The organism is Streptomyces sp. TLI_105 (assembly GCF_900105415.1).
GTDB lineage: Bacteria > Actinomycetota > Actinomycetes > Streptomycetales > Streptomycetaceae > Streptomyces.
This window is the reverse complement of the sequence record NZ_FNSM01000001.1, coordinates 4,450,386-4,462,378: the sequence shown is the minus strand read 5'-3', so window position 1 is coordinate 4,462,378 and position 11,993 is coordinate 4,450,386. Positions and strand designations below refer to the sequence as shown.

Here is an 11,993-nt window from a genome sequence, read left to right as displayed (position 1 = left end):
TGAACGCCGACGCCTGAACGCCGAGCACCTCGGTGTCCGGACGCTGGACGCCTGGGCATCCGGGCGCTGAACGTCGAGCGGTTGCCGGCCGAGCGGTTCCTAGCCGACCGCGGCGTACGCCTCGTACGTCGCGTCGTCCTCGATCGCCACGGGCAGCAGGCCCGCTCCCCGCTCGTACTCCGTCCGCGCGGTCTCCAGGAGCCGGCGCCACGAGGTGACGGTCGGCCTCCGGCGCAGCAGGGCGCGGCGCTCGCGCTCCGTCATGCCGCCCCACACGCCGAACTCCACGCGGTTGTCGAGGGCGTCGGCGAGGCACTCGGTCCGCACCGGGCATCCGGTGCACACCGCCTTTGCCCTGTTCTGTGCCGCTCCCTGCACGAAAAGTTCATCCGGATCGGTAGTGCGGCAGGCCGCCTGCGCACTCCAGTCAGCTACCCAGCCCATACCGGCGCCGTCCTCTCCCGAATCGAGGCTCCCCCACGGCGGCAGCGGCATATTCACCGCTGCCAGTTGGGACGTTACGGAAGGTGGGCACAGCGCAACACCCCCTTCGGGCCCAATCTTGAATGGTCCGAACGGACTATGCGTGCGCGTCAGATCACCCAGGGGAGTGATCAAAGGACATGCGTGTGATAGCGGACATACCGCATGGATATGCCCTTCCTCGACGGGGTCACTTCGGACACCGCGTGACACACGAGCCGGAATCGGACACGAGACTTCCCGCGCTTCGGGGTCACGGGAATTCATGCCGATGTCACACCCGGGTCTTGATGCGAGACCACACTGCTGTGACAGTTGGGAGCAGCTTAGGCCAAGGCATATACGTGTGTCCGGCGAATGAGAACGTAGGCTGCCCCCATGCCAAAGAAGCGCTCGGGCGGTGGTCTGACCGGGACCCAGCAGGCCGCCAAGTTCCTCGGTGTCAGTGTGCTCGCCGGAGCCGTGCTGGCGGGCATCGCCCTGCCCGCCGCCGGTGCACTCGGGCTGGCCGCGAAGGGCACGGTCGAGGGGTTCGACGAGATCCCCTCCAACCTGAAGACCCCACCGCTGAGTCAGCGCACCACGATCCTGGACGCCGAGGGCGGTCTGATCGCCACGGTGTACTCGCGGGACCGGAAGGTCGTGCCGATCGACAAGATCTCCCCGTACATGCAGAAGGCGATCGTCGCGATCGAGGACGGGCGCTTCTACGAGCACGGGGCGATCGACCTCAAGGGCGTACTGCGCGCCATCAACCGGAACGCGCAGTCGGGCGGGGTCGCGCAGGGCGCGTCCACGCTGACCCAGCAGTACGTGAAGAACGTCTTCGTCGAGGAGGCCGGTGACGACCCCGAGAAGGTCGCGCAGGCCACCCAGCAGACCATCGGCCGCAAGGTCCGCGAGCTGAAGTTCGCGATCCAGGTCGAGGAGGAGCTGGGCAAGAAGAAGATCCTGGAGAACTACCTCAACATCACGTTCTTCGGGCAACAGGCCTATGGCATCGAGGCCGCCTCCCAGCGCTACTTCTCCAAGCCCGCCGCCGACCTGGACCTGGGCGAGGCGGCGATGATGGCCGGCCTCGTCCAGTCGCCGAGCCGCTACGACCCGATCAACGACCTCCAGGAAGCCACCAAGCGCCGCAACACGGTCCTCCAGCGGATGGCCGACGTGAAGGACATCAGCCAGGCCGAGGCGGACGCCGCCAAGGCCAAGCCGATCAAGCTGAAGGTGAAGACCCCGAAGAACGGCTGCATCACCGCCGTCGACGGCGCCGGCTTCTTCTGCGACTACGTCCGCAAGACGATCCTCAACGACCCGACCTTCGGCAAGACCGCCGAGGAGCGGACGAAGCTGTGGAACCTGGGCGGCCTCACCATCAAGACCACGCTCGACCCCCGCGCGCAGGCCGCCGCCAACGAGGCCGCCGTCGCGAAGGTCGACAAGGACGACCCGGTCGCCGCCTCGGTGGTGCAGGTCCAGCCCAAGACCGGCCGCATCCTGTCGATGGGCCAGTCCCGCCCGTACGGACTGGACCAGAAGCAGCACCAGACGACGCTCAACCTCGCCGTCGGCAGCAAGATGGGCGGCACCACGTACGGCTTCCAGGTCGGCTCGACCTTCAAGCCGATCACGGCCGCGGCCGCGCTGGAGAAGGGCCTGAGCCCGGCGCAGAGCTTCGACACCCCGGCGCAGATCAACATCCCGGAGAGCGACTACACCCGTTGCGACGGCAAGCCCGCGGGCTACGCCAACTGGGAGGTCAACAACGAGATGAAGTCGGAGAAGGGCGTCTTCGACATGACGAGCGCCCTCGGCAAGTCCATCAACACGTACTTCGCCAAGCTGGAGCAGATGGCCGGCCTGTGCGAGACGCTGACGATGGCGAAGAACGTCGGCTACGAGCGCGAGCTGGGCAAGCCCATCAAGCAGAGCCCGTCGGTCACCCTCGGCAGCATCGAGAGCACCCCGCTCGACATGGCGTCCGTCTACGCGACCTTCGCCAACCGCGGCATCTACTGCACCCCGATCGCCATCGAGTCGATCAAGGCTGCCAACGGCGACAAGCTGAACGTGCCGCAGACCAAGTGCACGCGGGCCATGAGCGACCGGACCGCCGACACCATCAACCAGATGCTGAAGGGCGTCGTCGAGGACGGCACCGGCACGAAGGCCGGTCTCAGCGACCGCGACAACGCGGGCAAGACCGGTACGACCAACGACCGCAAGGACGCCTGGTTCGTCGGCTACACCCCGAACCTGTCCACCGCCGTCTGGGTCGGTGACGACGTCGGCGAGAAGAAGTCGATGTACGACATCACCATCGGCGGCGAGTACTACGACAAGGTCTGCGGTGGCTGCCTCCCCGGCCCGATCTGGAAGATCGCGATGACGGGCGCCCTGGACGCCGGTCAGACGCCGGGCTTCGTCCCCGTCTCCGTACCGCGGGCCCAGAAGCCCAAGGAGGAGAAGCCGGGCGACGAGGGCCCGAACAAGCCCCGCAAGCCGGCCGACAACAAGCCGGGCGGCACGGACCCGAACCCCGGCTTCACGTTCCCCACGGACCTGCTCGGCGGCGGCGACGGACGCAACAAGCCGCGCGGCGGAAACCACTGACCTGGTGATACGAGGAAGGGCGCCCCACCTGACGGTGGGGCGCCCTCCTCGTAGCTGCTCCGCGGATCAGCCCGCGAGCAGCTTCTTCACCACGGCGGCGACACGGCCGCCCTCGGCCTGGCCGGCCACCTTCGGGTTCACGATCTTCATGACGGCGCCCATGGCACGCGGCCCCTCGGCGCCCGCCGCCTTCGCCTCCTCGACGGCCGCCGCGACGATGGAGTCGAGCTCCTCGTCGCCGAGCTGCTTCGGCAGGTACGCGTCGAGGATGAGGCCCTCGGCCTTCTCGCGCTCGGCGGACTCGGGGCGACCGCCCTTGGCGAAGGCGTCCGCGGCCTCGCGGCGCTTCTTCGCCTCCTTCGCGATCACCTTCTGCACCTCGTCGTCGGAGAGTTCGCGCTTCGTCGTGCCCGCGACCTCCTCCTTGGTGATCGCGGTGATGGTCAGCCGCAGGGTCGAGGAGCGCAGTTCGTCGCGCTCCCGGATCGCGGCGTTGAGGTCGTCCTGGAGCTTCGCCTTGAGCGTGGTCATGGGGCCAAGTGTCGCAGGTGCGCCCCCCGTACCGCCCGCGCATTTCGGACCGGCGGGTCTGCGACGATGGGGGGATGCGCGCACGGTACGGCATCCCCCTGAAGATCACGGCAGGCCTCACGGCGACGGCGGCGGCCGGAATCGCCTACGCGGCCGGCATCGAGGCCCGCTCCTTCCGACTCCGCCGGGTGACGGTCCCGGTCCTCCCGCGCGGCATGCGCGACCTGCGGGTACTCCAGGTCTCCGACATCCACATGGTGAGCGGCCAGCGCAAGAAGCGCGCCTGGCTGCAGTCCCTCGCGGGGCTCCGCCCGGACTTCGTCGTCAACACCGGCGACAACCTCTCCGACACGGACGCCGTGCCGGAGGTCCTCGACGCGCTCGGGCCGCTGATGGAGTTCCCCGGTGTGTACGTCTTCGGCTCCAACGACTACTACGGGCCCCGGCTGCGCAATCCCGCCCGCTATCTGCTGGAGAAGGTGCAGGGCCGCCACGGCCTCAACGGCAACCCGCCGGTGGTCGGCGCCGTCCACAACCCGTGGGAGGACCTCCGGGACGCCTTCGACGCGGCCGGCTGGGTCAACCTCACCAACACCCGCGGCCGGCTGAAGCTGCCGCAGGCCGAGCTCGCCTTCACCGGCCTGGACGACCCGCACATCAAGCGCGACCGGTACGACAAGGTGGCCGGCGGCCCCGACGCGGCGGCCGACTTCTCGGTGGGCGTCGTGCACGCCCCGTACCTGCGCTCGCTCGACGCCTTCACGGCCGACGGGTACGAGCTGGTCCTCGCCGGGCACACCCACGGCGGGCAGCTGTGCATCCCCTTCTACGGGGCGCTCGTCACCAACTGCGACCTGGACACGGACCGGGTGAAGGGCCTCTCCACGCACACCGTGGACGACCGCACCTCGTACCTCCACGTCTCGGCGGGCTGCGGCACCAACCGGTTCACCCCCGTCCGCTTCGCCTGCCCGCCCGAGGTCACCCTGCTCACCCTGACGGCGCGTGCCTGAACGCTTACGGTGCGGGGCATGATCACGCCCCCACCGCGGCCGTGGCGGCCCCGCCGCCACGGCCTTCCGCACCCCCGTCCGGCGACCGTCGGCCCGGACCGCATCCGACCTGCGCCGAGGCCCTCCGAATACCGGATTTCGTCTGAGCGCGCGCGTGGGCTAAAGTAATCGATGTCGCCGCGACGTGAAGAACAAAGCAGCGACATCGGGGTGTAGCGCAGCTTGGCAGCGCGCTTCGTTCGGGACGAAGAGGTCGTGGGTTCAAATCCCGCCACCCCGACAGCCGCAGGACCACTCAGGGGCCTGATCCGCGAAAGCGGGTCGGGCCCCTGAGTGCTTTTCTGCCCGAAAGTTCTTCGGCGGGGCTGTCACACATGTCCCCCGGATTCCGTCAGTGCGGTGAAGGACCACGACGGAACACGAAGAACAGCCCGAAGGGACATCGCCATGAAGGTCGCCGCCACCTCCCGCCTCTCCAACCCCGTCCGGCTCGTGCCGGAGCTCGGGGCCGTGGCCGGGGCGCTGTACAAGGCCACCGGGAACGGGGCCGTGCCGAAGACGACGATCGACCTGCTGCAGCTGCGGGCCGGGCAGATCGTCGGGAACACGTACCTGACCGTCATGCACACGGAGAGCCTCCGGAAGGACGGCATCCCGGAGGAGCGGATCACCGCCGTGGCGTCGTGGCAGGACGCGCCGTGCTTCAGCGAGGAGGAGGCCGTCGCCCTGGCGCTCGTGGAGGCCGTGCTGCGGCCCGCCGCGCCCGGGGCCGAGCGGGTCCCGGACGAGCTGTACGCGAAGGCCGCCGAGCTCTACGACGAGAAGGGGCTCGCCACGCTCGCCCTCGCCATCGGGCAGGTGAACTTCTTCATCCCGCTGGCGCTGATCGGCAAGCCCCTGCCGGGCGTCAAGCCGTCCGAGCAGTGGACCTAGGACCGTCTTCCGGATCAGGACCTAGATCACCGGCGGGCGGCCCAGGCGGGTCATGTGGAGGACCGTGGTCCAGCGCATCGGGGTGCGGGGCCCGCCGGAGCGGCGGACGCCCTCCGCGAAGCCGCCGAACCAGGCCTTCAGACCCGGCAGCGAGCGGGTGCGGGCCAGGGTCAGGAGGGTCCACACGCCGAGGTAGACGGGGACGAGCGGGGCCGGCAGGTTGCGCTTGGCCAGCCAGACGCGGTTGCGGGCCGTCATCCGGTAGTAGACGGCGTGCCGGGCCGGACTGGTCCTGGGGTGCTGGAGCAGCAGTTCCGGCGCGTACAGGACCTTCCAGCCCGCGTCCAGGGCCCGCCAGGCGAGGTCGGTCTCCTCGTGGGTGAAGAAGAAGTCCTCCGGCCAGCCGCCGATCCGGTCGAGCATCGGCATCGACAGGCCGTGGCCGCCGCCGAGGAAGGTGGTCACCTCGCCGCCGCGCAGCGGGTCCTTCGCCCCGAGGCGCGGGACGTGCCGGCGCTGGGTCTCGCCGGTCTCGTCGGCGATGCGGAACGAGACGATGCCGAGGTGCGGGTCCGCCTCGTACAGGTCGGCGAGGCGGCGGAAGACGTCCTTGTCGACGAGCAGGCCGTCGTCGTCGAGGTCCACCACGATGTCGACGTCGCCGAAGGAACGCAGCGTCTCGATCGCGACGTTCCGCCCGCCGGAGACGCCCCGGTTCTCGGGGAGTTCGACCCCGGTGACGCCCTCGGGCAGGGCCGGGAGCGACCCCGTGCCGTTGCCGACGACGACGATCCGGGACGCGGGCTCGTCCTGGCCCGCCACGGCGTCGAGCAGCGCCCGCAGCTCGGCGGGGCGCGTGCCCATCGTCAGTACCGCCACACCCACACGAGGTCGCGCCACGACCCACTCCGTCCCATGAACCTGTGCACCAGAACCTGCTCCGGGCCGCGATGCTAACCGTCCGGTGACACCTTCCGTTCACCCGGACCACGGGTGTCGTGCACCGCACGGAGGCGCGGAGGGGGGAGCGCGGCGAGAGCCGGGGTCGGGCGGCTCTACGCTGGTTCCCTTCCGTCAGGTTGATCGATCGTCGAAAGGGTGGTCTCCAGGTGCTGGTCGCGGACCGATATCGGCTTCATGTGTGTATCGGCCGGGGCGGCATGGGCGAGGTGTGGCAGGCCACCGACGAGGTCCTGGGCCGGCCCGTGGCCGTGAAGCTGATGCTGGCGCAGGCGACCGACCCCTCCGCCGGCGACCGCTTCCGCCTCGAGGCGCAGACCGCCGCGCGGCTGAGCCACCCGCACGTGGTGGGCGTCTTCGACTTCGGCACCTGGGACGGAAAGCTGTTCCTGGTCATGGAGTTGGTGGAGGGCGACAGCCTCGCCGGGAGCCCGTCCGATCCGCTGGTCCTGCCCGCCGAGCGCGTCGCGGTCGTCGCCGCGCACGCCGCCGCCGGGCTCGCGGCCGCGCACCGGCAGGGCGTGGTGCACCGGGACATCAAGCCGGGGAACCTGCTCGTCGACGCCGAGGGCACGGTCAAGCTGGCCGACTTCGGCATCGCGCGGTTCGTGGACGACCCCTCGGCCGCCCTCACGACGACCGGTCAGATCGTGGGCACGGGGCTGTACCTCGCGCCCGAGCGGGCCCTCGGGCAGCCCGCGTCGTCCGCCTCCGACGTGTACTCGCTGGGCTGCGTGCTGTACCAACTGATCACCGGAAGACCCCCGTTCCGCGCGGACACCGCGACCGCTCTGCTGTACCAGCACATCGACACCGCCCCGGTGCCGCCCAGCCGCCTCGGGGCCGCGCTGCCGCCCGACTTCGAGACGTACCTGCTCAGCCTGCTCGCCAAGCAGCCGGAGCAGCGGCCCTCGGCGCAGGCGATCGCGGACTGGTTCTCCTCCGGCGCCTGGCGCGGGTCCGGATACCCCGGGGCCGCCCCCGCCGCGGGCCGGCCGCACGCGCCCCATCAGCCCGCCGGGCCCGGGCCCGTCCTGACCCGTGCGCCCCACGGCTCCCACCAGCCGGCCGGGGCCGCCCCCATGCCCATGCCCGCGCCGGTGCACACGCCCGCGCCGACCCCGCCGCCGATGAACCGGCCGCCGGTGACCCGGCCCGCGCCCGCCGCCCGGCGCCGCCAGGCCCCGGCGAGCAGCGGCGGCGGGCTCGCGGAGCTCTCCCGGCGCCGCCCGCGCAAGACGGCCGCGGTGGCCGGCGCCATCGCCTTCGTGGTCTTCCTGATCATCGGGATGGCCTGGCTGTCCTGACGGCGTCCTGGACCGGTTCGGTACGGGGCGGCCCCACTGTCCTGGCGGCGTCCTGGAACGGCTCGGTACGGGGACGGCCCCGCTGTCCTGGCGGCTTCCTGAACGGCTCGGTACGGGGCCCCGGCTTTCCCTGGTGAGGCCCCCGACCGGTTCAGTACGGCCTCGGTGCCATCACGTGCGGCTCCTCGTCCGCCGTCCCGAGCAGCAGGCAGCGCGGTACGCCGGGCCCCGGGGTCGCGCGCACGGTCACCGGCGTCGGCGGGTCGGTCGGCAGCTCGATCGTGACGGTGACCGGGCGGTCGTCCTGACCCGTGGCGTGGCCGGTCTCCTTGCCGTCGACGAGGACCTCGACGACCGGGGCGTGCCCGGTCTGGACGGTCACGGAGACCGAGTGCCCGAGGTGGTCGATGTGGAAGTGGTGGCGTGCCCTCATGGGCCACCTCCGTGCCGCCGGGTTGGATGCGCGCCGCCGGAGCGGGGCTCGTACCTCCAGGGTAGGCGGTCGGATGTTTGCGGTACGCATCCGATCGATCACGCTGAGCGCACAGGTGGTCGGGCGGGCGCGGCGCTTCGAAGAGCGGCCGGTTCCCGGGGCGCCGATCGGGGCCTCCTGGGCGCCCCTAGAGCTCGCCCGACAGCGTGAACAGGCCGCGCCTCGCGCCCTCTTCGTAGGCCTCCCGCAGGTCCGGGTCGCCGACCGGCGCCCCGAGCGCCTCCTCCCCACGCGCGCGCGTGACCGCGCAGTACTCCGCCGGCCGGTACGAGGAGTCGAAGACCGAGGTCCGCAACAGGTCGACAGCGCCCAGGAGATGGGCCGCCGCGTCGCGCCGGCCGTCCATCGCCCGCATCTGGGCGAGGAGTTCCGCCGCGCAGGCCGCGCCCACCGCGGAGCCGAGCCGCAGGTGCTCGCGCAGGGCCCGCCGGGCGTACTCCGCGGCGCGTGCCCGGTCCCCGTCCCAGGCGCCGAGTTCGGCCCGCACGTGGTACGCCCAGGCCTCGGCGAATACGTCACGGCCCACCCAGGCGCGCCGGCTCTCCCGGTCCAGGTCCCCCTGGTCCAGCGCCTCCTGCGCGCCCTCCGGGTCGGAGCGGCACAGGGAGAGCGCGAGCCCGACCCAGCACGCCCGCCGGCTCGGCCCGAACTCCGGGTGCTCCTCCATCAGCGCGAGGGCCTCCCGGAACTCGGCCGCCGCCGCGCGCGTACGCCCCTGGTAGAGGGCGGTCGCTCCGCGCAGATGGGCCAGGAGCGACAGGCAGCGCTCGTCGCCGTCCCGTACGGCCGCCGCCCAGGCCTGCGCGAGGAGCGGGTCGGCGTCCTCGGGGCGGCCCGACTCCAGCTCCAGGAAGGCCGCCAGCCACAGGGCGCGGGCGGACGGCGGTCCGGCGTGCAGGCTGAGGGCGTGCCGCAGCCGGGCGCGGCCCTCGGCGGTCCGCCCGCAGGCCACCCACAGGAACCAGAGGGAGACCGCGATCTCGACGGACGTCTCGGCCTCGGCGCTCGGCGACAGCGGCGCGGTCGTGGGGTCCATGGCGGCCGCCAGGTCCGGGAGTTCGCGCAGCGCGAGGTCCCGGGCGTCCAGCTGCCGGCCCCGCTGCCACCAGTCGGAGGCCCGCCGGGCCACCTTCACGCACCATCTGCGGTGGTGCAGGAGGACGGCCCAGCGGTCGCCGCGCGCGGTGAGCCTGCGGGCGCCGACGGCCCGCATCGGGTGCGGCATCCAGTAGCGGGGCAGGCCGTCCTCGCCGTCGAAGAGGTCGTCGACGGGGAGGAGGGCGAGGGGCGCGAGCCGGTCCAGGACCGTCTGGATCGCGTCGGCGGGCAGCGTCCCGGAGGCGCAGACCTCGCGGACGGCCTCCCGGCCGAAGGCCCCCTCGAAGACGGACAGCCGCTCCCACAGGAGCTGTTCGGCCGGGCCGCAGCTCTCGTAGCCGCGCTCGGCCGCGGCGATCTGGTCAAGGCCGATGTGTTCGCCCCACAGGCGTTCGGTCTCCGGTGGTTCTCCAGCCCACATGTACTCCAGCCCCCGTGTCACTTCTCCGCCCTCTCCTGTGATTCAGGACGGATTCGATGGAAAACGGCCGACGCCGCGGCTTGAATGCATTTGCCCTGGTCCACATCCTGGGGCCTTCCCGTGCCCGCACCCAGGGTTTCCCCGGGATCGACCAAGGAGGCACATGCATACCAGGGAATCCGTCCTGGGAGAGGTGGATCTGGCACTGATCCACGCACTGCAGCTCGCACCGCGGGCCAGCTGGACGCAGCTCTCCGGCGTGCTCGCGGTGAGCCCGGACACGCTCGCCCGGCGCTGGGAGACCCTCACCGCAGGAGGCTACGCCTGGAGTTCGCTGCTCGCGGCCCGGCGCGGCACGGAGGCCACCCTGTACGCGTGGGTGGAGCTGGAGTGCGTCGCCGGAGCCGCCGAGGCCACCGCGATCGAGGTCGCGGGCGATCCGTGCACCCTCGGCGTCCACCAGGTGACCGGCGAGGCCGATCTGGTGCTGCTCGTCAACTGCCCGGACCTCCATGCCCTCGACGGTTACCTCGCCGGCCGGGTGCGACGGCTCCCCGGGGTGCTCAGGGCCCGCACCCAGGTCGTCACCCAGCTGCACAACCGCCCGTACCGCTCGCGGATCGAGCAGCTCACCCCGGCGCAGACGCAGCACCTCACCGAACTCACCGGAGGTGACCGGCGGGCCCGGTCCTCCACGCGCGCGTACCCGCTCGTCACGGAGCTCGACCAGCGGATCGTCGCGGAGCTGGCGGGGGACGCCCGGCGCAGCGCCGCCGAACTGGCCCGGCAGTGCGGCACCAGCGAGTCGACCGTACGCCGCAGGCTGGACGCCCTCGGCGCGGCCGGTGCCGTCCACCACCACTGCCTGCCGGCCCCGCGCTTCTCCGGCCGGCCGGTGTGGGCGCTGGTCACGGCGGACGTACCGCCCCTGGAGGTGGCCGAGTCGGTGGCCTCGCTGACCCGGCTCCGCCAGACCCGCGTGATCACCTCGGTCACCGGTCCGCACAACCTGGCCCTCGCCATGTGGCTCCGTACGGTCGAGGAGCTCCACGACGTGACGGCGGCGCTGGTGCGGGCCGCGCCGGCGCTGCGGATCACGGGCACCGCGGTGTCCCTGCACACCCACAAGATCGGCGCGCAGGTCCTCGGGCCGGACGGCCGGCGCACCCACCACGTGCGGCCGGCGACCGGCTCCTGATGGGGCGCCCGGCGCGTTTTCCGATGGGCGCGTGGACCGCCGTGTTCGTGACGCCGCCCTCCCCGGCCGTCCTGATCAGGCCGGGCGGGACGCCTTGACCGAGTACATCAGGGGGATGCGGGGGCGGTCCGCGGGGAAGCGGTAGTAGCCGTCCTCGTGCCGCTGGAGGGCGCCGTAGCGGGGGAAGAGCGAGGCGTCGTGCTCGTGCAGGAACTCGATGCGCAGACCGGCCTTCGCGAGGGCGGTGACGACCTCGCCGACCGGGTGCACCCACTCCACGCTGCGGTTGTGGACGGTGACGGCGTCGAGGTCGGCGTACGTCCCCGGGGTGGTGTCCACCCACGGATCGCGGACGAAGTAGTCGTGCTCGACCCGGCTGCCGGTCTCGTCGTCGAGCGAGTCGGTCAGCGGATGGAACTCGGCCACGTAGAGGAAGCCGCCCGGGGCGACGAGGGCGGCGGCGGTCTCCGCCCAGCGGTCGAGGTCGGGCAGCCAGTTCAGCGCCCCGGTGCCGGTGTAGACGATGTCGTACGACCGGTCCGGGACGGCCTCGGCGGCGTCGTACACGTCGGCGGCGACGAAGGCGGCCCGCTCCTGCGAGAGGCCCAGGTCGGCGGCGAGCGAGCGGGCGGTCTCGACGGCCGGCTCGGAGAAGTCCAGGCCGACGACGTGCGAGGCGCCGTGCCGGGCCCAGGAGAGGGTGTCCAGGCCGATGTGGCACTGGAGGTGGAGCAGGGAGCGCCCGGTGACGTCTCCGACCTCCGCGAGCTCGAAGTCCCGCAGGGCGTCCTTGCCCGCGCGGAAGGCGTCGAGGTCGTAGAACTCGCTGGCGGCGTGGATCGGGACGCGCTCGTCCCACTTCGCGCGGTTGGCCTCGTGCCAGTCGTCGGGCGTCGGAGAGTACATGTCGGCGAGGTTATCCACAGGCTGCGGGCGACGCGAC

The 11,993-nt window shown here is 71.8% G+C and carries 11 protein-coding genes and 1 tRNA gene; 6 read left to right on the top strand and 6 right to left on the bottom strand.

The features are described 5' to 3' along the window. Nucleotides 1–99: 99 nt before the first annotated feature. Nucleotides 100–444 (bottom strand): WhiB family transcriptional regulator, encoded by a 345-nt coding sequence (locus BLW86_RS20455; RefSeq protein ID WP_015034550.1) that lies wholly within the window; start codon nt 442–444, stop codon nt 100–102. A gap of 417 nt (nt 445–861) precedes the next feature. Here BLW86_RS20455 and BLW86_RS20450 point away from each other — a divergent pair, with 417 nt between their 5' ends. Further along, nucleotides 862–3,096: a transglycosylase domain-containing protein gene (locus tag BLW86_RS20450; RefSeq protein ID WP_093875370.1), complete on the top strand. Its 2,235-nt coding sequence runs from the start codon at nt 862–864 to the stop codon at nt 3,094–3,096. A gap of 66 nt (nt 3,097–3,162) precedes the next feature. Here the strand turns inward: BLW86_RS20450 and BLW86_RS20445 are convergent, their stop codons facing one another. After that, nucleotides 3,163–3,627 (bottom strand): GatB/YqeY domain-containing protein, encoded by a 465-nt coding sequence (locus BLW86_RS20445; protein ID WP_093875369.1) that lies wholly within the window; start codon nt 3,625–3,627, stop codon nt 3,163–3,165. Nucleotides 3,628–3,701: 74 nt separating this feature from the next. Between BLW86_RS20445 and BLW86_RS20440 the strand changes: the two genes are divergently transcribed. The 3 genes from BLW86_RS20440 to BLW86_RS20430 all read left to right on the top strand — a co-directional run bounded on the left by BLW86_RS20440 (nt 3,702) and on the right by BLW86_RS20430 (nt 5,573). Further along, nucleotides 3,702–4,640, top strand: a complete 939-nt coding sequence (locus BLW86_RS20440; protein ID WP_093875368.1) for a metallophosphoesterase — start codon at nt 3,702–3,704, stop codon at nt 4,638–4,640. A 206-nt stretch (nt 4,641–4,846) separates the two neighbouring features. Next, a tRNA-Pro gene (locus tag BLW86_RS20435) sits at nt 4,847–4,920 on the top strand. 167 nt (nt 4,921–5,087) lie between these two features. Further along, nucleotides 5,088–5,573, top strand: coding sequence for a carboxymuconolactone decarboxylase family protein (locus BLW86_RS20430; RefSeq protein ID WP_093875367.1), 486 nt, complete (start codon nt 5,088–5,090; stop codon nt 5,571–5,573). A 21-nt stretch (nt 5,574–5,594) separates the two neighbouring features. Here BLW86_RS20430 and BLW86_RS20425 read toward each other — a convergent pair whose 3' ends face one another. Further along, nucleotides 5,595–6,473 carry a glycosyltransferase family 2 protein gene (locus tag BLW86_RS20425; protein WP_177181707.1) on the bottom strand — a complete coding sequence of 293 codons (879 nt, stop codon included), beginning with the start codon at nt 6,471–6,473 and terminating at the stop codon, nt 5,595–5,597. 209 nt (nt 6,474–6,682) lie between these two features. Between BLW86_RS20425 and BLW86_RS20420 the strand changes: the two genes are divergently transcribed. Further along, entirely contained in the window at nt 6,683–7,840 is a 1,158-nt protein-coding gene (locus BLW86_RS20420; protein WP_093875365.1) for a serine/threonine-protein kinase, read from the top strand. Nucleotides 7,841–7,991: 151 nt separating this feature from the next. On the opposite strand, the gene BLW86_RS20415 is transcribed toward BLW86_RS20420, so the two are convergent. Together BLW86_RS20415 and BLW86_RS20410 are read right to left on the bottom strand one after the other, a co-directional pair. Further along, nucleotides 7,992–8,273, bottom strand: a complete 282-nt coding sequence (locus BLW86_RS20415; protein WP_093875364.1) for a hypothetical protein — start codon at nt 8,271–8,273, stop codon at nt 7,992–7,994. A 187-nt stretch (nt 8,274–8,460) separates the two neighbouring features. Beyond that, nucleotides 8,461–9,873, bottom strand: coding sequence for a tetratricopeptide repeat protein (locus tag BLW86_RS20410; protein ID WP_256341371.1), 1,413 nt, complete (start codon nt 9,871–9,873; stop codon nt 8,461–8,463). Between the two features lie 142 nt (nt 9,874–10,015). On the opposite strand from BLW86_RS20410, the gene BLW86_RS20405 reads away from it, so the two are divergent. Continuing rightward, entirely contained in the window at nt 10,016–11,050 is a 1,035-nt protein-coding gene (locus BLW86_RS20405) for an Lrp/AsnC family transcriptional regulator (protein WP_093875363.1), read from the top strand. Between the two features lie 75 nt (nt 11,051–11,125). Here the strand turns inward: BLW86_RS20405 and BLW86_RS20400 are convergent, their stop codons facing one another. Further along, nucleotides 11,126–11,956, bottom strand: a complete 831-nt coding sequence (locus BLW86_RS20400; protein WP_093875362.1) for a class I SAM-dependent methyltransferase — start codon at nt 11,954–11,956, stop codon at nt 11,126–11,128. Nucleotides 11,957–11,993: the final 37 nt, after the last annotated feature.